The organism is Streptomyces sp. NPDC004647, assembly GCF_040609575.1.
Taxonomy (GTDB): Bacteria; Actinomycetota; Actinomycetes; order Streptomycetales; family Streptomycetaceae; genus Streptomyces.
This window is the reverse complement of the sequence record NZ_JBEXKU010000046.1, coordinates 41,975-63,531: the sequence shown is the minus strand read 5'-3', so window position 1 is coordinate 63,531 and position 21,557 is coordinate 41,975. Positions and strand designations below refer to the sequence as shown.

Annotated in this window: 15 protein-coding genes and 3 CRISPR repeat arrays; of the genes, 13 read left to right on the top strand and 2 right to left on the bottom strand. The window is 69.0% G+C overall.

The window, feature by feature from the left end; all coding sequences use genetic code 11:
* Positions 1 to 172 precede the first annotated feature (172 nt).
* A CRISPR array of direct repeats spans positions 173 to 1,361; the repeat unit is 29 nt; unit sequence CGGAACACCCCCGCGTCGGCGGGGAGCAC.
* Between the two features lie 172 nt (positions 1,362 to 1,533).
* The 9 genes from cas3 (ABZW18_RS21070) to ABZW18_RS21030 all read left to right on the top strand — a co-directional run bounded on the left by cas3 (ABZW18_RS21070) (position 1,534) and on the right by ABZW18_RS21030 (position 13,869).
* A complete protein-coding gene (gene cas3 / locus ABZW18_RS21070; RefSeq protein WP_356189512.1) occupies positions 1,534 to 4,374 on the top strand; it encodes a CRISPR-associated helicase Cas3' in 2,841 nt (946 codons plus the stop codon).
* Between the two features lie 123 nt (positions 4,375 to 4,497).
* Positions 4,498 to 6,087: a type I-E CRISPR-associated protein Cse1/CasA gene (gene casA, locus ABZW18_RS21065; protein WP_356189510.1), complete on the top strand. Its 1,590-nt coding sequence runs from the start codon at positions 4,498 to 4,500 to the stop codon at positions 6,085 to 6,087.
* The gene (casB, locus tag ABZW18_RS21060) at positions 6,084 to 6,722 is read left to right on the top strand and encodes a type I-E CRISPR-associated protein Cse2/CasB (RefSeq protein WP_356189508.1); all 639 of its coding nucleotides are present in this window, start codon (positions 6,084 to 6,086) and stop codon (positions 6,720 to 6,722) included. The genes casA and casB (ABZW18_RS21060) overlap by 4 nt, the downstream gene beginning before the upstream one ends.
* Positions 6,722 to 7,855 carry a type I-E CRISPR-associated protein Cas7/Cse4/CasC gene (gene cas7e / locus ABZW18_RS21055; protein WP_356189506.1) on the top strand — a complete coding sequence of 378 codons (1,134 nt, stop codon included), beginning with the start codon at positions 6,722 to 6,724 and terminating at the stop codon, positions 7,853 to 7,855. Before casB (ABZW18_RS21060) ends, cas7e begins: the two co-directional genes overlap by 1 nt.
* A complete protein-coding gene (gene cas5e, locus ABZW18_RS21050; RefSeq protein WP_356189504.1) occupies positions 7,852 to 8,625 on the top strand; it encodes a type I-E CRISPR-associated protein Cas5/CasD in 774 nt (257 codons plus the stop codon). The genes cas7e and cas5e (ABZW18_RS21050) overlap by 4 nt, the downstream gene beginning before the upstream one ends.
* A 2-nt stretch (positions 8,626 to 8,627) precedes the next feature.
* Positions 8,628 to 9,281, top strand: a complete 654-nt coding sequence (gene cas6e, locus ABZW18_RS21045) for a type I-E CRISPR-associated protein Cas6/Cse3/CasE (protein WP_356189502.1) — start codon at positions 8,628 to 8,630, stop codon at positions 9,279 to 9,281.
* 56 nt (positions 9,282 to 9,337) lie between these two features.
* Entirely contained in the window at positions 9,338 to 10,276 is a 939-nt protein-coding gene (gene cas1e, locus ABZW18_RS21040; RefSeq protein WP_356189516.1) for a type I-E CRISPR-associated endonuclease Cas1e, read from the top strand.
* Between the two features lies 1 nt (position 10,277).
* Positions 10,278 to 10,607, top strand: a complete 330-nt coding sequence (gene cas2e / locus ABZW18_RS21035; protein ID WP_356189500.1) for a type I-E CRISPR-associated endoribonuclease Cas2e — start codon at positions 10,278 to 10,280, stop codon at positions 10,605 to 10,607.
* 17 nt (positions 10,608 to 10,624) lie between these two features.
* Positions 10,625 to 13,146: a CRISPR direct-repeat array (repeat unit 29 nt; unit sequence GTCCTCCCCGCCGACGCGGGGGTGATCCG).
* Positions 13,147 to 13,332: 186 nt separating this feature from the next.
* Complete coding sequence (locus ABZW18_RS21030) at positions 13,333 to 13,869, top strand: hypothetical protein (protein ID WP_356189498.1); 537 nt, start codon at positions 13,333 to 13,335, stop codon at positions 13,867 to 13,869.
* Positions 13,870 to 14,047: 178 nt separating this feature from the next.
* Here ABZW18_RS21030 and ABZW18_RS21025 read toward each other — a convergent pair whose 3' ends face one another.
* Positions 14,048 to 14,329, bottom strand: coding sequence for a hypothetical protein (locus ABZW18_RS21025; protein WP_356189496.1), 282 nt, complete (start codon positions 14,327 to 14,329; stop codon positions 14,048 to 14,050).
* A gap of 133 nt (positions 14,330 to 14,462) precedes the next feature.
* A CRISPR array of direct repeats spans positions 14,463 to 14,613; the repeat unit is 28 nt; unit sequence GGGCCATCCCCGCGGGTGCGGGAAGCAG.
* Between the two features lie 185 nt (positions 14,614 to 14,798).
* On the bottom strand, positions 14,799 to 17,759 hold the full coding sequence (cas3, locus tag ABZW18_RS21020) for a CRISPR-associated helicase Cas3' (protein WP_356189494.1): 2,961 nt from the start codon (positions 17,757 to 17,759) through the stop codon (positions 14,799 to 14,801).
* Positions 17,760 to 17,911: 152 nt separating this feature from the next.
* Between cas3 (ABZW18_RS21020) and ABZW18_RS21015 the strand changes: the two genes are divergently transcribed.
* Genes ABZW18_RS21015 through cas5e (ABZW18_RS21000) form a run of 4 tightly spaced genes read left to right on the top strand, consistent with a single transcriptional unit; the run spans position 17,912 to position 21,546 of the window.
* Positions 17,912 to 19,399 carry a type I-E CRISPR-associated protein Cse1/CasA gene (locus ABZW18_RS21015; RefSeq protein WP_356189492.1) on the top strand — a complete coding sequence of 496 codons (1,488 nt, stop codon included), beginning with the start codon at positions 17,912 to 17,914 and terminating at the stop codon, positions 19,397 to 19,399.
* On the top strand, positions 19,389 to 19,946 hold the full coding sequence (gene casB / locus ABZW18_RS21010; RefSeq protein WP_356189490.1) for a type I-E CRISPR-associated protein Cse2/CasB: 558 nt from the start codon (positions 19,389 to 19,391) through the stop codon (positions 19,944 to 19,946). Before ABZW18_RS21015 ends, casB (ABZW18_RS21010) begins: the two co-directional genes overlap by 11 nt.
* Positions 19,946 to 21,283, top strand: a complete 1,338-nt coding sequence (locus tag ABZW18_RS21005; protein WP_356189488.1) for a type I-E CRISPR-associated protein Cas7/Cse4/CasC — start codon at positions 19,946 to 19,948, stop codon at positions 21,281 to 21,283. The genes casB (ABZW18_RS21010) and ABZW18_RS21005 overlap by 1 nt, the downstream gene beginning before the upstream one ends.
* Positions 21,280 to 21,546: a type I-E CRISPR-associated protein Cas5/CasD gene (cas5e, locus tag ABZW18_RS21000; RefSeq protein WP_356189486.1), complete on the top strand. Its 267-nt coding sequence runs from the start codon at positions 21,280 to 21,282 to the stop codon at positions 21,544 to 21,546. The genes ABZW18_RS21005 and cas5e (ABZW18_RS21000) overlap by 4 nt, the downstream gene beginning before the upstream one ends.
* Positions 21,547 to 21,557: the final 11 nt, after the last annotated feature.

Here is a 21,557-nt window from a genome sequence, read left to right as displayed (position 1 = left end):
CCACGTCGTCGTTGGTCAGCTCCCGGCGGGCAGCTCGTACGGCGGGCGGGCCCTTCGTCACACCGGATCGTCGTCCTCACCTCCGGCGGCCGGGTTGCGCAGGGGCCGCGGGCCGCCGCCGGAGACCAGCTCCTCCATGAGAGGGCGACCGACCGTGTCCACTACGCGCATGGGGAACACCCCCGCGTCGGCGGGGAGCACCCAGGCCACTGCGGCGTCGCCCCGGGCAGGATCGGAACACCCCCGCGTCGGCGGGGAGCACGAGGACGAGGCGCTCGGCTACTGGGAGGACGACGGAACACCCCCGCGTCGGCGGGGAGCACATCGGCACCTGGGCGATGGACAAGCTCATCCGCGGAACACCCCCGCGTCGGCGGGGAGCACTCAAGCCGGGCGCTGAGGGGCGTTACGCCTACCGGAACACCCCCGCGTCGGCGGGGAGCACCCAGGCCTCGCCAACGACCTGGCGGCGATCGCCGGAACACCCCCGCGTCGGCGGGGAGCACGAGCACGAAGCCCTGCCCGAACGGCAGGAGCGCGGAACACCCCCGCGTCGGCGGGGAGCACTCCTACAGCCTCAACCTCGAAGTCGGCGGCGACGGAACACCCCCGCGTCGGCGGGGAGCACAGGCTGCGCGAAAGGCGCCTGCCTCGGATGCGCGGAACACCCCCGCGTCGGCGGGGAGCACAGCTCCTGCCGGTTCCCCGCTGCCCGCTCGATCGGAACACCCCCGCGTCGGCGGGGAGCACGCTGTTCGGCTCATAGGAGCCCATCAGCCGTTCGGAACACCCCCGCGTCGGCGGGGAGCACACCACCACTCAACTCCCCCCCGGCCCCCGTCACCGGAACACCCCCGCGTCGGCGGGGAGCACGAGCTCATCGGTCTGCGGGCCTGCAATGTGGACGGAACACCCCCGCGTCGGCGGGGAGCACACCAGCGAGGAGGCCGCAGCCGCCGCCGGCGCCGGAACACCCCCGCGTCGGCGGGGAGCACCAGAATGCCAGCCGCGCGCCCCGTAGCCGCATCGGAACACCCCCGCGTCGGCGGGGAGCACGCCGCCTCCCATGTCCTGGAAGGCGATGCCTTCGGAACACCCCCGCGTCGGCGGGGAGCACGGCGAGAATCCTCGTCGCGAAGCATTCGCGCACGGAACACCCCCGCGTCGGCGGGGAGCACCGAGCGGGGGGTGTTGTTGTGGGGGCTGCCACCGGAACACCCCCGCGTCGGCGGGGAGCACGTCACCGTCGGCCGCATCTCGCTGCGGGAGGTCGGAACACCCCCGCGTCGGCGGGGAGCACGCCTCGATGTGGTCGATGAGCATCTGGTGCAACGGAACACCCCCGCGTCGGCGGGGAGCACACTTCCTGACCTGCACGTTAGTGAAGCCTTTGCCATTTCATTGCCATGGCTGTGGATGTACGAGCAGAGCCGAAGAACTCCATTTCGGAACCGTATACGGCCGGACCGGGAGCCCTTGTCAGTGCCGTGTGGTTCAGTCTGCGACGAGGTTCGCACGAGGGGGTGCCGGATGATGCGCAGGCCATTTGAGGTGGTCGATGAGTCGGCGTGGGGGAAGTCGCGCGGGTTGGATCCCGCGCTTGCGCCGTATCCGCTGGTGCGGCATCTGCTGGATGCTGCGGCGGTGGTTCTTTTCCTCTGGGACCGCTACCTCTCGGAGAACCAGCGTCGCTGTATCGCTCGTGGGATGGGAATGGAGGAGGACCCGGCGCGAGCTCGGGCGTTTACGGCGTTGTGTGCAGGTCTTCACGACATCGGGAAGCTCTCCGGGTTCCAGTACTGCGATGCGCGGGCGCGGGCGCTGTTGAGCGAGTCGCTGACCAATGATCCGGGGCGGATCAGGCTAGAGCGGATGGGCCACGACGTCGCAGGAATGCACGCCGCGGCGACGGTGCTCGCGGCTCTCGGGTTCGAGGCTGGCGGGACCTCCGTGAAAGGGACGGTGCGCCGGGTAGCGGAGGTCATCGGCGGGCACCACGGCCGGTTCCACGAATACGTACCGATCCATCCCCAGAACCAGGATCTGCTAGGCGGTCCTGCGTGGGCGAGGCAGCGGCAGGCGCACGCGGGTGCGGTGTTTGAAGCGTTGGGCGCTCCGCTGCCGCCGGAGTACGTCGAGGCGCCAGCTGCGGTTTTGATCACGGGGGTGGTGATCCTGGCGGACTGGCTGGTCAGCCAGGAGGGCTATCTGCAGAGTCGGCAGCGCGGCCTTGACTCCTCCTTGGAGCGGCACTTCGCGCAGTCGTGTGCCGACGCCGAGGGTCTGGTTCGCGAGGCCGGTCTGCTGCCGGTGGAGCTGGAGCGCAAGGATTTCGCGGAGACGTACGGCATCACCGGGCAGCCGAATCCGCTGCAGCGGTCGATCACCGAGGAGTTGACCGGCGCCGTGGGTAAGGGCGCCAGGGGTGGCATTGCGCTGGTCACGGCTGCGCCGGGGGACGGCAAGAGTGAGGCCGCCCTGGAGGCAGAGCGGGTTTTGTCGGCCGCGTTCGGCACGCGGGGCTTCGCGTTCTTGCTGCCGACGATGGCGACGAGCGACCAAATGTATGGCCGGGTGGCGGCGGTATTGGCGCGGCAGGCCGGGCACGGGGCCGCACTCACCCTGACGCACAGCATGGCCTGGCTCAACAGTGCGTACGCCGAGGACGAGCTGGACGTCGGATCACGGGTGCTGGTCTGCGACGACGCGGACTCGGCGGCACGCCGGGAGTTGGACATGCGTCCGCGGCGGTGGCTGCGAGGTGCCAAGCGGCCGCTTTTGGCGCAGTACACGGTGGGCACGGTGGACCAGGCGTTGATGGCCGTTCTGCCGGTGCGGCACAACGCTCTGCGGCTGATGGCGTTGTCTGGCAAGACGTTCGTCGTTGACGAGGCGCATGCCTACGACCCGTACATGCAGGTTCTGCTGGGCCGTCTGCTCAATTGGCTCGGCTGGTACGGAGTCCCGGTCGTCCTGCTGTCGGCCACGCTGCCGGCCTCGGTCAGTGACCGATTGATCAAGGAGTACCTGAGGGGGGCCGGACACGAGCGCAGTGTGCTCAGGAAGAGTTCGTTTCCTGCGCCGTATCCGGGCTGGCTGTACGTCGATGGCGAGAGCGGTGAGTGCAGCCAGATCTCCGCAGCCCGGCACAGGGAGCAGGCGGCCGAGCGGCGCATGGATCTGGGGGTGCAGGTGGAGCCGGTGGTCCATGGGGAGGTCGGGGGTGACCGGAACCGGCTCGCGGTCATCGAGCGGCTGCTGGAGCCGGTCCTCGGCGAGGACGGAGGGTGTGCGCTCGTCGTGTGCAATACGGTCGTGGAGGCGCAGGAGACGTATGTCAGGCTGTGCGACCGGATGACCAGGCGGGGGCTGGCCGTCGATGACCTTCAGTTGCTGCACGCTCGGTTCCCGGCAGATGAGCGGGAGCGGCGCACCAGGGACGTCACCGCGGGGATGGGACGTACGGGACCGAGGCCGGGGCGCAGGATCGTGGTCGCGACGCAGGTCGTGGAGCAGTCACTGGACCTGGACGCCGATGTGGTGATCAGCGATCTGGCGCCGTTGGCGCTGCTGCTGCAGCGGGCGGGCCGGTGCTGGAGGCATGAGCACTGGTGGGCGCAGCACGGCCGCCCGGGCGGGCGGGAGCGTCCGGCCTGGGCTACCGAGCCTCGGCTGGTGGTGCTCGACCCGCTGGCCGGCGGCCGTGGCGTGCCCCGGCAGTGGGGCGAGGTGTATGCCGAGTTCCTCCTCGTGCTGACCTCGGAGGTGCTGGCACGGCAGGGGAACAAACCGATCGGTGTCCCGGACCATGTTCAGGCCCTGGTCGAGGAGGTGCACGGCGATCGGGCAGACCGGTTCGACTGGGACGCCCCTGCCAAGTCGGCGGCCTGGATGGCCTACTACGGACGCAACCTCGCCCACCAAAGTGTCGCGGATATCCTGGTCATCCCGCGCGCCAAGGGCGTGACCGGGTTGCACAAGCTGCACCATCTGCACGGGACCGAGGACGAGTGGGAGGCAGTCACCCGTCTCGGAGCGGACGCCGTCCGGCTGCTGTGCGCCTACGTCCAGCAGCCGGACGGGGTCCTCACGTTGGACCCCGGGGGTTCCCAGGCGCTGCCCATGCCAGGCCCAGATGGGCGGCTGAGCACGGCCGATGTGCGCGCCGTGATGAGCCAGACCATCCCGGTGAACGCGGAATGGTTCCAAGGCGAATTCGACGCCCACCGCGCTCCGGCGGAGTGGGCGGAGCACCCGATGCTCGGCGATCTCCTTGTGCTGCGGCAGTCGGTCCTTGACGGGGATGTACGGCCGGTGAAGGTCGGAGGCCACCACCTGTGGCTGGATGCCGAACTCGGCTTGATACGCAAGTAGTTCAGAGTCTGCTGCGACTGTCAGTGGCAAGTGCTTCACTGTCGGCAATGCGCAGTGAGTGGGGCGTTGGGGCACCGCTGTGCCCCGACGCTGGCCATTTGGTGAGAGGGAGAAGGGGGGCCTATGGCCGACGGGTTCGATCTGAGAGACGAGCCGTGGATCCCGGTGCGGCTGCTGGATGGTGGTTCGGTGCGGCTGGGGCTGCGGGAGCTGTTCTACCGCGCGCACGAGGTTGAGGATCTGGAGCTGCCGGTGCCGCCTGCGGCCTCTGGGCTGCTGCGCATTCTGGCGGCCATCACTGCCAGGATCGCCGAGGACGGCGGTACGCGGCTCGATGACGAGGATGTGGCGGAAGACGGGGCCGACTGGCTCGACCTGCGCGAGCGCATCCTGGCGCGGGAGCGGTTCGACGCGAAGGCGGTGGACGCCTACTTCGACGACCCGCGGCTGGCGGGTCGCTTCGATCTGTTCGATCCGATGCGGCCTTTCCTGCAGGACCCGCGACTGGTGGCGGAGTGCGTCGATCCCAAGGGGAAGCCGAACCCTTCCGGGGTGAACAAGCTCGTGCTCGGCCGCCCTACCGGGGTCAATGGCGCCGTGCTGTTCGGCCACTTCACCGACGCCTCACCGGTGCCGGTGCCCGCCGTGGAAGCCGCCTGGCACCTGATCGCGCAGCTGTACTACGGGCCTTCCGGACAGTGCACCCCGCGCCGCATCACCTCCATCAAGCCGGGCAACGGGGACGCCGGTCCGCTGCGCAAGACCATCTCCTTCCATGTGTGGGCACCGGATCTGTTCACCAGCCTGGTCTTGGCCGTGCCCGCCCCGGACGACAGCGCCGATTTCGACCGGCCGGACGCCTGCCCCTGGGAGGACGAGCTTCCCGACCCCCTCGGCCCACCGGCCCCGCTGACCTGGCCCGGCCGACTGCTGACCGGGCGGGCGCGGCACGCAGTGCTGCTGGTGCCATCGGAAGACCGCCCCCAGGTCACCGACGCTTACATCACCTGGTCCACGCACGAGCTGGCCCAAGCCGCGCGTGACCCGTACCTCATCTTCGACCTGCGTCGGGACGGAACGACGGCCCCGCGTGAGGCCGACGGCTCGCGGGCCTTGTGGCGGGACGTGGATGCGCTGTTGCTTAAGGACGGCGACTCCCGACCCGTCCGGCCCCGCGTCTTCGACGACTTGCCGGATCGGCTTCGGCACCGGCTGCGGGTGCGTGCCTACGGTTTCGACCAAGACGGCCAGCAGCGCGACAGCAGCTGGTTCGAGGCGATCACCCCTCCCGTCCTGCAGTGGCAGGAGGAGGCCGCCCCTCAGATGGCCCGCCATCTGTCCCGCTGCCATCAGACGGCCGAAGACGTAGGCGACAAGCTCCACTTCGCCGCCCGGCTCGCTTGGAAGCTGGCCAACGATCCGAACAACGACTCTACGGCGAGAGTGAAGCTGGACCCACGAAAGCCCGGGCCGTGGGCATCGGAGGCCCTGGTGCGCTACTGGCCGGCGGCCGAGCAGGAGTTCTGGCGGCTGGCCGACCCCGCCCTGCTGGACGCTCCACCGCATCGGCGCTTCGTGAACGCCGCGCTGGAGGCGCTCGACGAGGCGATCGGCCCGGCCACCCGTGCAGACCTCAGAGTGGCGCGTGCCCGCAGTACCGCCCGCGCCGTCCTCCTCTCCCTGCTCCCGACCCCATCGGAGAAAGCGTCATGACATCCACACCCGCAACGGCTCCGCCCGTAGGAAAGGCGCCGGGGAAAGCCGAGCAGCGGCCCTCAGAGGACTTCGTGGCCCGCGTTCTCGACCTGTGCCAGAGCAAGCGGGTGCAGGCCGAGCTGGGCTCCGGGCTGGGCCGTCCCGTCGAGCGATGCAACGCTCTGCACCGGTATCTCGTGCCGCGCCTGCCGGAGCGGATGCACCCCGATGCCAAGCGCGCTCACTACGCGATCGCCGCGCTGATCGCGGCCAGGCCGCGCGCCGCACGCGAGGCCGACGCCGCAGCGGCCGCAGAGACTGACGGCGGCGAGGCCGCGGCCGACTGGTGGCGGCCCAATCTCGGTGCATCACTGGCCATGGCCGTGAACAAGAAGATCATCAAGCCGGACTCCGCCGAGGGCGACCTGCACCTGATGGCCCGGCAGAGCAGTGATGCCATCCACCCGCGGCTGCCCGCGCTGACTGGGCAGCTGCTGCGGCAGGGCGTGCCCGTCGACTGGGCGGTCCTGCTGGAGGACCTCACCTGGTGGAACCGAGACCGCGACCGTATCGCAACGCGCTGGCTGGAGACCTACTTCCGCGTGCGGACGCTCCAGGACCGCCGCGCCAACCCGAATGAGGAGAACGAGTGATGTCCCTGTTCCTGGACCTGAACGCCCTTCAGTCGGTGCCGGTGGCCAATCTGAACCGCGACGACCTCGGATCGCCGAAATCGGTCACCTACGGAAATGCTCCACGTATCCGTGTCTCCAGCCAGTCCTGGAAGCGGGCGATCCGCCACGGGGTGGAGCTGGACCTTGGGGAGAAGGCTGCCCGCACCCGCATGGTGCCCGTCAAGGTCAAGCAAGCACTGGAGGCCCAGGGCTGGCCCGCTGACCTTGCCACCTTCGCCGGGGCCCAAGTAGCAGCTTGCGCCGGTAAGAAGGGGATCGGTACGGAGAGGGAAGGCCACACCTCCGTCCTGCTCTTCCTCCCAGAGAGCGGCATCACCGACCTGGCGGCCGTGTGCGCCGAGCACCGCGAGGCGCTGGAGAAGGGACTGGGGAAGAAGAACCCGGGCCAGTTGCTGCCACCCGACCGGATCGAGGAGATCCTCAAGCGCCGTACCGCCTCCATCAGCCTCCTGGGCCGCATGCTGGCTGAGCTGCCCGGCGCGAACGTCGACGGTGCGGCCCAGGTCGCCCACGCCTTCACCACCCACGCCGCCGAGCCGCAGCGCGACTACTTCACCGCCGTCGACGACTGGACCAAGGAAGCCGCCGAGACCGGCAGCGGCCACCTGGACACCGCCGAGTTCAGCGCCGGCGTCTTCTACCGCTTCGCCTCAGTCAACATCACCGACCTGGTGAAGAACCTGGACGGTGACCGCACGGCCGCCCACACCGTCCTCGCCTCCTTCGCCGACCATTTCGTGATGTCGCTGCCCCAGGCGAAAAAGAACAGCACTGCCCCCCACACCATCCCCGACCTCGCCTACCTCGCCGTCCGCGCTCAGCGACCCCTCTCCCTAGCTGCAGCTTTCGAAACCCCGGTGCCCGCGGAGGAACGCCGGGGCGGCTACTCCGCGGCCACCCGCCGCGCCCTGGCTGTGTACGCGCAGAACGTCAACCGCCTCACTGGCGACCGCAACCGTCCCTTCCACGGTCACGCCTCCGTCGCCACTGGTGAGGATCTCACCGGCCTCGGCACTGCCTACGACTCCTTCCCCGACCTGATCGATGCGGCCCTGGAGAGCGCCCTGCCCGAATCCGGAGAACAGCTGTGACCGGTCTTCTCCTGCGGCTGGCGGGACCCCTGCAGTCCTGGGGCGAGCGTTCCGCGTTCGCCCCAGTGCGGGATACCGCCCCGTTCCCCACCCGCTCCGCGCTCACCGGCTTGTTCGCCGCGGCGGAGGGGATCGACCGCGAGGACGAGGAGGCGCTGCGGCGGTACGCCGGGCTGGAGTTCGCTGTCCGCGTCGACCGGCCAGGGGTACGGCTCGTCGACTACCACACTGTCGGCGGCGGCCGCCCCAAGGACCAGACCGCTGCCACCAGCGGCGGCAGCCGCAAAGGCGCCGCCGTGATCACCCGGCGCCACTACCTGTCCGACGCGGTGTTCGTTATCGCCGTTACCGGCCCGGAGGGGGACATCGATCGGATCGCCGCGGCGATCCGGCATCCCTACTGGGCCCCGTATCTGGGACGCCGCTCCTGCGTCCCGGACGAGCCGTTCCTGCTGCGCGCCCGCGTCGACGACCCCGTAGGCGAACTGCGGGCCAAGGTCCCGCTCAGCCCCGCCTCACCTCGACACCCCGAGAGCGGAAGCGTCGAGAGGGTGCCGGTGACGTTCCTCTGGGAGCGCCGACCCGGCGGCCTGCCCGCCGATGCCGTCACCCTCGACACCAACGATGTGCCGCTCAGTTTCGCCCCGCACCACCGCGGCCACGGCAAACGCCGCCTGCACCGCACCATCGAACAGCTCCCGGCCGCACTGCTCCCCTCCCAAGAAAGCCCCCTGCACCAGCGGCTTTTCGGCTACGCGAAGGAGGACTAGGCGTGACCCCCGTCGCCACCCTCGCCCGCATCCAGCTCAACCCGCTCAGCCGCACCGTCCAGCGCGACCTGCGCGACGCCGTCCAGGTGCACAAGACCCTCATGAAGCTGCTGCCCGACAACCTCGGCGACACCCCGCGCAAGGACACCGGGCTCCTCTACCGCCTTGACGAGACGGACGAGTCCAGCACCCTCATCGTCCAGAGCCGCACCCCTCTCGATGCCACCCGCCTGCCCGCCGACTATGGGCAGATCGATGTCAAGGACTTGGCACCCATGTTCGGCGCCCTGCGCAAGGGGCTCGCCGTGCGCTACCGGATCGTTCTCAACCCGGTCAAGCGCGAACGCCTGCCTCTGGACCGTAAGAACGAGCGCGGAAGGATCATCCCGCTCAATGGCCCGGATGCCGACCAGTGGTGGAACCGCCGCGCCGCTGACGCCGGCCTCCACCTCCACACGCTGCTGCCCACCCCCATCAGCCCGGCCCGCCCCCGCACCAAGAACGCCCCGCCCATACGGCACAGCCTCCTGCGCTACGACGGCACCGCCACCGTCACCGACCCCCACACGCTCACCGAGGCCGTCCTCACCGGCATCGGGCGCGGCAAGCCGTACGGCGCGGGGCTGCTCAGCCTCGCCCCCGCAACCTCCGCATGAGTACACCCGGACGGGGCGGCGACGCCCGCAGACGGCTCGCCGCCCCCACCCTGGCCATGCTGCCGCGCATCGCGGACTCCTTGTCCTTCCTCTACCTGGACATGGTCCGCGTCGTCCAGGACGACACGGGTGTCTGCGCCCAGATCCAGGTCGACCAGGACCGCACCGACCTCGTCTACATCCCCACCGCCGCGGTGTCCTGCCTCCTGCTCGGGCCCGGAGTGTCCATCACCACGCCCGCCCTGACCACCCTTGCCCGCCACGGCACCAGCGTGGTGTGTACCGGCGCCGGAGGCGTACGCGCCTACGCCGGCATCCTCCCCGACTCCCTCACCACGCATTGGCTCGAACAGCAGGTCAACGCCTGGTCCGACACCCAGCGCCGCCTCGACGTGGCCGTTCGTATGTACAGCATGCGCTTCAGCGACGACGAAGTCCCCGACGGCACCACGCTCGCCCAACTCCGCGGCATGGAAGGGCAGCGCATGAAAGCCCTCTACAAAATCCTCGCCCAGCAGCACGGCATCGGCCGTTTCCGCCGCAACTACCACCCCGACCAATGGCACCAGCAGGATCCCGTCAACCTCGCCCTGTCCGCCGCCAACACTTGCCTCTACGGCATTGTCCACGCCGCCATCCTCGCCCTCGGCTGCTCACCCGCCCTCGGCTTCGTCCACACGGGCACCCAACATGCCTTCGTCTACGACATCGCCGACCTCTACAAGGCCGAGATCACGCTCCCCGTCGCCTTCTCCCTCCACCAGTCGCCCAACCCCGAGCAGGAAGCCCGCCGCAAATTCCGCGAGGAACTCCGCCTCCTACGCCTGCTCCCACGTGTCGTACGCGACGTCCTGCTCCTCCTCACCTCTGACGCTCACCCCGACCCGGACGCGGACGACCGCGCCGAACGGCGCGACGTCGAGATGGTCCACCTGTGGGACCCGAAAGCCGGCATCCTGCCCGCCGGTGTCAACTACGCCCAGGGCAGCGGCTGACATGCCCTCCATGCTCGTCATCGCCACCACGGCCGTACCCGACCACCTCCGCGGCGCCCTCAGCCGCTGGACCACCGAAGTCGTCCCCGGCATATTCGTCGGCACTGTCTCTGCCCGCGTACGCGACGAGCTGTGGAACGCGGTCACGCATACCGTGGGCGACGGCGCCGCGGTGCTTGTCCACCCGGCGCCTACCGAACAGGGTTACGCCCTCCGCACCGCAGGCACCCGCCGACGCGTCCCCATGGACTTCGACGGCCTTACTCTCATGCGCATGACGGCAGCGCCACGCCAACAACAGACGGCAAAGAGAGGGCAAAGCCCGCGATAAGTCGCAGGTCACCAAGTGTCCTCCCCGCCGACGCGGGGGTGATCCGGAACAGAACTGCGCCGGCTGCGGCGCCCCGGCGTCCTCCCCGCCGACGCGGGGGTGATCCGATATTCGGTCAGCGTCCGTAAAGGTTGGAGATGTCCTCCCCGCCGACGCGGGGGTGATCCGCTGCATCATCTGCGGGGAGAGCAGGTTTGTGGGTCCTCCCCGCCGACGCGGGGGTGATCCGCCTGTCACCGGCCGGGAGAACTCCACCCTGTTGTCCTCCCCGCCGACGCGGGGGTGATCCGGCGGCCATCAGGCGTTGCTCCCCTCGGGCTGCGTCCTCCCCGCCGACGCGGGGGTGATCCGACCACGACATCGGCCTCCACCGCGTTCATAACGTCCTCCCCGCCGACGCGGGGGTGATCCGTCGGCATAGCAAAAGGGGTGACTCTCAAGGGAGTCCTCCCCGCCGACGCGGGGGTGATCCGATATCTGGATTTCCGGTTCCCAAGCAGGTGCAGTCCTCCCCGCCGACGCGGGGGTGATCCGCGGATTCTCGATCACCCGGAGTACGGGCGAAAGTCCTCCCCGCCGACGCGGGGGTGATCCGGCTGGCACGGCCCACTCGCCTGGGACGCCGCCGTCCTCCCCGCCGACGCGGGGGTGATCCGCAGGTCGTGAACCTGGCGAAGGCGACTCAGGCTGTCCTCCCCGCCGACGCGGGGGTGATCCGCTGCTGCCCCCGTCCTGCCCCGCCAAGTTCCGGTCCTCCCCGCCGACGCGGGGGTGATCCGTCGGCCACCGCCTCCACGGGGCTGAACGCCCCGTCCTCCCCGCCGACGCGGGGGTGATCCGGTCATGGCGAGCGAGAAGGCCATCGACGCCTAGTCCTCCCCGCCGACGCGGGGGTGATCCGGCCAGGGACTGGCACGGCCCACTCGCCTGGGAGTCCTCCCCGCCGACGCGGGGGTGATCCGGTCACCGCCAGCGACGTCATGACGGTGCGCAGGTCCTCCCCGCCGACGCGGGGGTGATCCGTGCAGCGTCAAGATTGAGCGCGGCATGGCCACGTCCTCCCCGCCGACGCGGGGGTGATCCGTCGACTCCGTTGGGTCCCATTGGGTAGCAGCAGTCCTCCCCGCCGACGCGGGGGTGATCCACAGTCGAAGCCGTGTACCCGGTATGACCTCTGGTCCTCCCCGCCGACGCGGGGGTGATCCGCCCTACCGGGCACAGGACAAACGCCTCCCCGAGTCCTCCCCGCCGACGCGGGGGTGATCCGCCATGGTCGTACTCCTGTCAGATGAGCCGTGCGTCCTCCCCGCCGACGCGGGGGTGATCCGAAAGTCAGCTTTGCCAGCGGCGGCGTGATGCCGTCCTCCCCGCCGACGCGGGGGTGATCCGGTCACGTTCAACGCTGTCCGGTCGTTCATCACGTCCTCCCCGCCGACGCGGGGGTGATCCGTCATCGTGTGGACATGCGCTGCCATCCTCGCCGTCCTCCCCGCCGACGCGGGGGTGATCCGACACCATCACCCTCATCCAGCTCACACACGCAGTCCTTCCCGCCGACGCGGGGGTGATCCGCCCACGTTCGACGCCCTCAAGCGTGGGGTGAAGTCCTCCCCGCCGACGCGGGGGTGATCCGGACAACCGGCTGGTAGCGATGGTCACCCGGAAGTCCTCCCCGCCGACGCGGGGGTGATCCGAAGCCCGAGCAGACCAAGGACGGCGCGGCACCGTCCTCCCCGCCGACGCGGGGGTGATCCGCCCTCAACGAGGGCCGGTTAAAGCTGGCGGGGGTCCTCCCCGCCGAGCGGGGGTGATCCGCCGGTGGTGATGGCTTCGAGGAGTTCACGGCGGTCCTCCCCGCCGACGCGGGGGTGATCCGTCACCGGCCCCCTGAGCTCCTGCCTCGAGCGCGTCCTCCCCGCCGACGCGGGGGTGATCCGAACGTGCCAATCCGCGTGCGGGTCGTCACGGTGTCCTCCCCGCCGACGCGGGGGTGATCCGTAGAAGCCGGCGTCCGTGACCCGGATCGTGGGGTCCTCCCCGCCGACGCGGGGGTGATCCGAAGCTCGGCAAGGCGATCCGCATCGCCGAAGAGTCCTCCCCGCCGATGCGGGGGTGATCCGTCGTTCGGCTTCGTCCCCGGGTGGTGCACGACGTCCTCCCCGCCGACGCGGGGGTGATCCGCCGGTGTGGAATGGCATCAAGGCGACGATCAGGTCCTCCCCGCCGACGCGGGGGTGATCCGTACGACGAGGCAATCGCCTGCTATGAGCGCGCGTCCTCGCCGCCGACGCGGGGGTGATCCGTGGATCAAGGTCAACGAGACCGCCGCGTCCTCCCCGCCGACGCGGGGGTGATCCGCGGCCGAACCCGCAGATGTCGGCCCGCGTGTTGTCCTCCCCGCCGACGCGGGGGTGATCCGTCCGGGAGGGCCCCTATGAGGGAGCTGTCCTGGTCCTCCCCGCCGACGCGGGGTATTCCGGCCAACAACATCGCCTGGCGGATCTGCCATCCGTCCTTCCGCCGACGCGGGGTGCTTCGAAGCTCACCGGGCTCAGCGCCGTACAAACGAGTTCTCACTGCTGACTCGGGGGTGTTCCGGGCGTGTGCCGCATGAGTAGCCCAACGCATATGAGCGCGGCGTTCTCCCTGCCGCGATGCGGGGTCAGACCACAACGGTCGGCCGCCAAACTTACTCTCGATCTGGCAGGGGGAGAGAGGCTGCCTTGTGGGTGATCGGACGGTTGCCGAGCCGTGGGAGCGGCAGGCAGGTGAATCGTCGCAGGCGTTCGAGGCATTCGGCGCATACCGCGATCTTGGCCCTGCGCGGAGTCTGACAAAAGTAGTAAGGGAGTTGCATAAGTCGCGTGCGCTCCTGGGCCGTTGGTCGCGGCAGTTCGCGTGGGTGATGCAGGCGACGGCGTACGACCGCGAGCAGGACCGCGTGTTCCTTGCGGAGCAGCAGCAGGCCCGACGCGATATCGCCCGCAGGCACGCGAAGTTGGCGCAGGCGTTCCTGGGCAAGGCCGTGGCCCGGCTTCAGGCGTTGGATCCGCGCGAACTGTCCCCTTCTGACCTGCTGCGCTACTTCCAGGTGGCCGCCGAGATCGAGCGGCGAGCGGTGGGTGACGTGCCGGTGTCCGCTGGCACGGCGCCCGATGAGCAGGGGTCGGATGTCGCTGCGCTGACAGACGAGGAGCGGCGAGCTCGCATGGATCAGCTTCGGCGAGAGCTGGAGCGGCGCCTTGCGGAGGGTGCGCAGTGAGTCGGGGCAGGGCGAAGCGGCAGATGATCGAAGGCTTCACCGATCCGGGCGTGATGAGCCTGGAGTAACTCAAGGCCGAGGTGGCTGAACTGGTGCGCGCCGCCGAGGTGTCGGCTCGCCGCTGGGCCTGTGAGCGGCCGGACTGTGACGGGCTGCCACATCCCGGGTGGCTGCACCATCACGCCCGTGCGTCACAGCGGCAGCCGTCATGGCTGTGGACGGTATGGATGCTGCTCACTGGCCGTGGCTGGGGGAAGTCGCGGACGGCGGCGGAGGCGGTGCGGGAGTGGTCGAAGACACCGGGGGTGCAGATCGCGGTGGTCGCGAAGAACGCCACGCTGGTGCGCGACATCTGCTTCGACTCCCCGAAGTCCGGTCTGCTGTCGGTGTTCCCGCCCGAGGAGGTGGCGAAGTACAACTCGTCGCTGGGTGAGACGACGCTGCGGCTGAAGAACGGCACGCTGATCCGTGGGTTCGGTGCGGAGACGCCGGACAACCTGCGTGGCTGGGCGTTCGACAAGGTGTGGTGCGACGAGTACGCGGCCTGGTCTCGGCACACCGCGCAAGAGGTCTACGACATATCGCCTCCTCGGCGGGCCATCCCCGCGGGTGCGGGAAGCAGCCGTACTCCACCCACCGGGCGTAGTACGCCGAGGGGCCATCCCCGCGGGTGCGGGAAGCAGGCCTGCGCGTCCTCGCCGAGCCGGGCGACCATGGGGCCATCCCCGCGGGTGCGGGAAGCAGACTTCGCGACCTGCGGGTTCACCGTGGGCGGGCGCTGTTTCTGCTTAGTTTCGCCGATTCCGGCAAAATGGTGCAAAGTGATCAGCCATGCCTTTTGGCGTCGTGGCTTCCCCGCGGGTGCGGGGCGGTGGGTCGAGACCATGCGTGCCTCTGGCCCATCTCCGGTTCTGCGGAGCGGTGCCATTTTACAGTTTGGCAAGTCCGGTGACGGGGCTGTAGGTGATGTGTTCTGTGGGTCCGCTGACGCATGTGCCATTCGGCGTGAGGATGATGACTCGCGCGTTGCGGAGGGGCGGGTGGTTGAACCTGGGCCATTTCTCGGGGTCTGGGAGTGCCACTCTTCCTTGGAACCAGGTGGCCGGCAGGGAGAGGGTGTTGAGGAGTAGGTCTCGTTGTTGGGCTCGGAAGCGGGCGGTGTGGGCGGGCGTGGAGTGGTTGGAGCGGTCGGCGAGGTCGGCCCGGTGGTTGCCGGCCGGGTCGTAGGTGAGGGTGCCGTTATTCTGCTGGTAGAGGGTGATGGCGTTGACTGAGGGTTCGCCGAGGCGGGAGAGGGCGGCGATGCCTTCTGTGCCGCCTTCGTCGCCGTCTCCGTGCGCCCTGCCGTCTGCCAACTCATGGACGCCGATGGGGGTGCCTCGGCGCTCGCTGTAGGGGTGGACGCCTCGCCTCTCGGCTTGCTGGTGTTCCTCGGCCAGGGTGTTCTGCCATGCGGTGCGGGTGCGGTTGAGGAGCTTGTCTGCCGGGCTGTCAGCGGGAGAGTGGGGTCCGTAGACGGCTTCGATCAGCGGTGTGCTGTCGCGGGGGGTGGACAGGTGGACGATGCCGTTCTTGTCGGACCGGTGGGTGAGGGTGTTCCACGTGGCGGCGAGGGTGTAGGGGGCGTAGACGTATCCGTCGGGGTTCCCGGTGTGGCGTCCGTTGTGGTGGTCGGGCGGTTCGACGAGGGGGAGGCCGTCTGGGCTGGGCTTCCACCACACGGTCATACGGGCGTCCGCGAACGGACTTGGCCGGTGGGGGTGGTTGAGGGCGTGGCGGTGTTCGCGGCCTCGGCGTTGGATGAGGAGGTCGATCGGGGCGAGGTCGGTGTAAAGGCGGTCGAAGTCCAGGTCGAGGGACTGTTCGATGACCTGGGTGGCAATCACCAGGAGTCGGCCGGGCCGGTCGGGGTTGGGTTTGGAACGGTCTTGGCCCAGGCCGAGGAAGCGGATCAGGTCGTCTTCGATCGGCAGCCGGTCCCGGGGCATCATGCGGCCGTGGAGCAGGATGATCTCGTCGGATCTCCATCCGGCGGCTGCCGCCTGGGCCTGGGCTTGTTCGTACAGGTCGCATGCGGAGGCCACGCGTGTGCGGACTACTCCCAGGCATCCACCGTTTCGTCCTTCGGCCAGGAGCCCGGCGGCGAGGGTAGCTGGTCCGGTGTCAGGCTGGAAGTCCATCTTGGTGCGGAGTGCTTCAGGCGGTGCCGTGGGGCCGCCCCGTCGAGCGTGGCCTCGGCCGTCAACCACAGTGATGGGGCCGAGATCGCCTGTGTCGTTGAGAGTGGTGCGGTGTCCGCGGCACCAGGCTTTGGTGAGGGCTTCCCGTACGGCGGCGGGCAAGGTGGCGGAGAGGACGACGACGGACGCGCCGGCGTCGGCGAGCCAGCTCACGGCGGCGGTCAGTAGGTCTTGTTGGTAGAGCTCGTAGGCGTGCGCTTCGTCGATGATGACCGTCTTGCAGGCGAGGCCGAACATGCGCAGGAACCAGTGCCGTGATTTTTGTGCGGCGAGGATCATCTGGTCGACGGTTCCGATGCCGAAGGTGGCGATGAGGCCGAGGCAGCGTCGTAGGTACCAGGGGTCGAGGACGGCACGCTGAGGGGTCTGGTCGGAGCATTCCGTGCTGTTGGTTCCGGTGACGAAGGCTGCGAGGTCGTCGAGCTCAGGGCCGGCGGGCCGGGCGGCGTCAAGGAGCCGGTGCACGATGTCGGTGGCGGCGGCGGTGCCGTGGACGACGGCGAGAGGGGCTTGTTGCTGTTCGCCGAGGGCGGCGTCTATGAAGCTGGAGAGTTCCTCGGCGATCTGGTTGGTGGCCGCTCGCGTCGGCATCGCCATGTAAAGGCCCTGGTAGCCGCAGGTGCGGGCCAGGTAGTGCGCGCACCACAGGGCTAGCCGTGTCTTGCCTGAGCCGGTGTCGGATTCAACGATGACCAGGGCAGGGCCGCGTTCCGGCATCAGACTTATCGCGGCGGCCTGGAAGTCTCGGGGCTGGGTGCCCGGCCACAGTTCGTCCCAGGTGACCGGTTGCGGCTTCCAGCGGTCGAGCTTGAGTTTGGTCAGAGCAGCCTGGGCGTTGTGCTGGGACCGGTGCCACCACGTTCGGGGAGAGTCCGTCGGTTGCCGGTAAGGGAACTGGGTCTCGTCCGAGGCGATCCAGTCGGCGAGCACCACCAGCCCGGTGAACAGCGTTAGCGAAGACGGGCGTTCGGGCTGAACCAACTCCGGTACCTGGAGTAGGTCGATGCCGATGTGCCGTGCGACTTCCTCGATGAGGACCCGGTGGGTCGGCTCCCATGTGTGGTGGGAGGCTGCGCCGGCGGCACGGTCGACGGTGTCTTTCTGGGGAATGTGCCCGTGGTGGCCGCCGAGCAGGTGGGCGGTGGTGTGCAGGCCGTTGTGGACGGGGCCGGTGCCGCCGCAGTCTTCGCAGGTGCAGCCGAGCAGGCGGGGCAGGTGGGCGGCGGTGATGTGTTCGTGCCGCGCCCACCAGGCGGCCTCGAGGTTCGTACCGAGCGGAAGCCCGGTGGCACGGGCGTGCGTTTCCCAGACGCTGCGTTCTTTACGCAGGTAGGGCGTGGCGAAGCGGCCGGTGCCGAACTGGCGCAGGAAGCAGTCGGACGCCTTGCCGAGGTCGTGAACGGCCGCGAGGAACATCACCATGCGGCGTGCTGTGCCGTGGTCTCCTCCGCCGAATGCGGCTGCCAGGCGATCTTGCACCGTGGGCGGGAGGTAACGGTTCCACAAGGCTCCGGTCACCGCGGCCACGTCCAGGAGATGGGCGAGCAAGGGATTCCATGAAGGTCCGCCCCGGGCACGGGAGTTGCCCTTGGTGTCCGTCTTCCCCCAGGCCATGAGCGCCGTAATTAACACGTTTTCCTGTTTCATCATGAGTTGTCACCCGATTGCAGTACAGTCGCCACGACGACAACGTACCGCAAGCAAGGAGGCACGCATTGTTACTAGCGGGTATTGAGTCGGGGGAGGTGAACTCCCCACCGCGGTGGGACCCGCGCATCCGAGACTGCACCACGGCACTGACAATGAGCGGCGACGCCGAGCCTGCGGGGCTCGCCAGGCTGCTGGAGCACGCCGATGACTACCGGGCCATCAGCGCCTCCACCCCCGGCGAGACCATCGCCGTTGTGGAGTACCTCCTGGCCATCTGTTACGCCGCGGACTGCTATCCAGAGACCTCCGGCGAATGGCACCAGTGGGTACACAGCCGCCGATCCTTGGCGGATGCCGCTCAGTGGCTGATAGCCCAGCCGGCAGAAGAATGGGATCTGCTCCATCCGGTGCAGCCGCTCGGACAGAACGCACTGCTCGCCCCCTACCTTGACGAGCACGGCGTGGGCCCAGCGCAACTGGTCCTGGAACATGCCGGGGACTACAACCAGCTCTTTGACCACCATCACCTTGAGCACCCCGAACCGCTCCCCATCGATGCGGCGTTCCGCGCCATGCTCACTCAGCACGCCTATGGGCCGGGCATGCGCGGGAGGATCTCGGGGAGCCTGCTGGGCTCCACTCTGAACAATCTTGCGACTGGCCGGCTCGCAGCCCGTATCCGCGTTCTGGCGCTCGGCGACACGCTCGGCGACACCCTGCGCCTGAACCTCCAGCCCTACGCGGGTGAGCCGGGAACTTTCAATCGGTCCTGGACCGACGGCCGCACCCGACGCACGTTCACGACCAAGCCCCCCGGCCGGACGCCTGATGGGCCGGCGGACCTGCATAGTGTCCTTGGACGGTCCATCCTCATGCGCCCGACCGTCACCGCCTCCGGCGACCTGGCCATCGACCGGGTTCTGGTCGGTGCGGGCGAAATTCTTGCCCCACTACCCGAGACGTTCCTCCAGGACGCCATCCTGGTCACCTACGGCAAGGCCATGGGCCCTCTGCGGCCTTCCGCTGTCCGGCAGCTGTGGCGGGAGTCCCACGCTCTGTACGCGGCGGTGGCCGAGAGGGAGAAGGGCAGCGACCTCTACGGCAGGCTGGGCATGCTGAGCGGACGCCGCGTGACCCTGTGGGCCGTCGGGCTGGTGACCGAGGGCAACAAACTCGCCACCTGGGTCTCCGACCATTTCCCGTTCGTCCCCGGCCGTGAGGCAGAGCTGCGTCAGGCCGCAGAAGCCGGTTCCCAGATCGCCGAGTACACGGCCACAGCTCTAGGCAAGGCCGCCTACACCGCGTGGACGCTCGCCTACCCCAACCCCAAGCCCGCCGACAAGAAGAGCCAGATGGCGCGCTTCGACGCGACACCTGAGCACTGGGCGGCAACAGCCGATCTCTTCCACGCCTTGCTCGAAGCGACAGCCGAGGGAACCCCTGTTCCCGAGGCCATCGCGGTCTACGCCAAAACGCTCGTGAACACGGCCACCACTGTTCTCGGGCAGCGGCTGGACTCCCTACCGCCGAACTCGCGCGGGTTTCAGGCCCGTGCCCAGGCCCACGCTCGTCTGGCTGCGCTCCTCACCGACGCAAAGGCCCCCCACTACCTGAAAGAGGCAGCGAGCCGTGACCACTGACAGCCAGGAAAGGGCGGAGAGCAGCTCATCTGACCGGGCGGCCCGGCCACCGGCCGAACAGCTCACCGGGTGGCTCGCCGACCTGGTGCGGACCCGTCAGTACGGCGTGCTCGCCGACCTGCGCCGTCCTGCAGCACTGACCCAGTCTCGGTTGCTCGCCGAAAACTTCGCCCCGGCGGAAGAGCATCGTGTCGTCTACGGGAAGGTCGCGTTCTTCTTCGCCCGCTACCACGCCGGCGCGAGCGACCCCCACTACGGATTCGGCAGCCTCGGAGCGGCCTTGCGTCGGGTCGGAAGCCCCGCCGGCAGGGGACCGAAGGATGCGGGAGCCACGCGGCTGCTGGACCGAGTTGTTGCCTGCCGCGCCATCCCGTGGCGGCACCTGCAGCACGCCGTCGAACGCTCCCGGTCCTGTGGCACCCACCCGCCCTCCTGGGCGCAGCTCACCGAAGACCTCGTCCGCTGGAGTGAACGCGGTCGTCCTGTCCCCTACGGCTGGGCCCGCGACTTCTACACCCCCGTCTACAAGAACAGGAACGACGCCTGATGACGACCGCCACGCTCCTTGCCGAGAACCAGTACTTGTCCCTGCACCTCCTTGAGACCCTGGTCGCCGTGCTCCCGGTGCGGGATGAGAACAATCAGCCGAAGAAGGTCGTCTTCGGTGGGGACGAACGGGACATGGTCACCTCCCAGTCCCGCCGCCGCTCCGAGCGCGTCCACACCCGCAATCGTGCCAATACCGGGCAAGGGCACCTCGCCGGCCACACCATGGGTATCCGGACCCGCGAATGGGCACTGCTGACCGCCAAGGCCCTCGCCACCGCCGGATGGGAGGAGACGGACGCCCTCCCCATCGCGCGGGCCTGCCTGGAAGCCACCGGGCTGAAGTTCGGAGACAAGCCGAACACGATCAACCTTACGAAGGTGCTCCTCTTCGCCCCGAGGAACGCGGGCGACCGGCTCGCCGAGTACATCAACAGCAACCGGAAAACCGTGATGAGTTGGGCGGAGGACTACCTCGAGCAGCAGGCCGAAGCCGCAGCGAAGAAGAAGGCGAGGAAGGGCAAGGGCAAGGGCACGACAGAGGATGAACCCACGGCGAACGACAGCGCGGAGACTGCCCCTCTGATCCCCGTTCCCAAGGAGATCCGTGCCGCGGTGCTGGCTGCTCTCGCCCCCGGCGATGCCATCGACATCGCGCTCTACGGGCGGTTCCTCGCCGAGATCCCCGATTCCCCGAACGTTGACGGCGCCATCCAGACCGCCCATGCCTTCACTGTCCACGCCTCCGAGCAGATCGACGACTTCTATGCGGCCGCCGATGATGCCAAACTCGATCGCAAGGCCAACGCGCTGGACTACCTCGACGCCACCAATGACTCCGGCGCGGGGATGACCGGCTACCAGGCCCTGATCTCCGGAACCTTCTACCGGCATGCTGTCCTGGACCGCCGCAGGCTGCGATCCAACCTCGTGGCTGCGGGCATGAATGCCGAGCGGGCAGAGACCGCAGCCCAGGCCGCCGAGCGGGAATTCGTCGATGCTTTCGTCAACGCCTTCCCGGAGGCGAAGAAGAACAGCACCGCCTCGACCGGCTCTCTCCCCAAGATCGTCCTCGCCTTCGACGGCCAGCGGCCGTTCAACTATGCCGGGGCCTTCGAAAAGCCCGTCCGGGAAGAGGCAGACGGCCACGCATCCCTCGCCGCGACACGACGCCTGCTGGCCCACCACCGCCTCGTCACCAACAAGCGTACGGACATTACCCCCGGTCGCGTTCTCACCTACGACCTCGACATCCAAGAACTCCTCACCGAACTCGCCAACACCGGAACTCTCACTGCCGAAGAGACCAGCAGCATCGAGGGACTGACCACGCAGTGACGCATGTCCTCCTGACACGCCTGGCCGCCCCCCTCCAGTCTTGGGGGGTCCTGGCCCGCTTCGATCGGCGCGACACCCTGACCAGGCCCACCAAATCCGGCGTACTCGGCATGTGCGCCGCAGCCCTCGGTATGGACCGCACTGACCCCGTCGACCACCTTGCTCAGATCCGATTTGCCACCCGCGCTGACCGCCCCGGCACCCCCGTCAGCGATTACCACACCGCTGGCGGCGGGACGTACCCACTCCGCCCCCGCGACTGATCCTCGACCAC

What these genes read in the sequence shown, in the direction of transcription:
- cas3 (WP_356189512.1), top strand. Translation starts at nt 1,534, where the DNA reads ATGCGCAGGCCATTTGAGGTGGTCGATGAGTCGGCGTGGGGGAAGTCG.
- casA (WP_356189510.1), top strand. Translation starts at nt 4,498, where the DNA reads ATGGCCGACGGGTTCGATCTGAGAGACGAGCCGTGGATCCCGGTGCGG.
- casB (WP_356189508.1), top strand. Translation starts at nt 6,084, where the DNA reads ATGACATCCACACCCGCAACGGCTCCGCCCGTAGGAAAGGCGCCGGGG.
- cas7e (WP_356189506.1), top strand. Translation starts at nt 6,722, where the DNA reads ATGTCCCTGTTCCTGGACCTGAACGCCCTTCAGTCGGTGCCGGTGGCC.
- cas1e (WP_356189516.1), top strand. Translation starts at nt 9,338, where the DNA reads ATGCTGCCGCGCATCGCGGACTCCTTGTCCTTCCTCTACCTGGACATG.
- cas2e (WP_356189500.1), top strand. Translation starts at nt 10,278, where the DNA reads ATGCCCTCCATGCTCGTCATCGCCACCACGGCCGTACCCGACCACCTC.
- cas3 (WP_356189494.1), bottom strand. Translation starts at nt 17,759, where the DNA reads ATGATGAAACAGGAAAACGTGTTAATTACGGCGCTCATGGCCTGGGGG.
- ABZW18_RS21015 (WP_356189492.1), top strand. Translation starts at nt 17,912, where the DNA reads ATGAGCGGCGACGCCGAGCCTGCGGGGCTCGCCAGGCTGCTGGAGCAC.
- ABZW18_RS21005 (WP_356189488.1), top strand. Translation starts at nt 19,946, where the DNA reads ATGACGACCGCCACGCTCCTTGCCGAGAACCAGTACTTGTCCCTGCAC.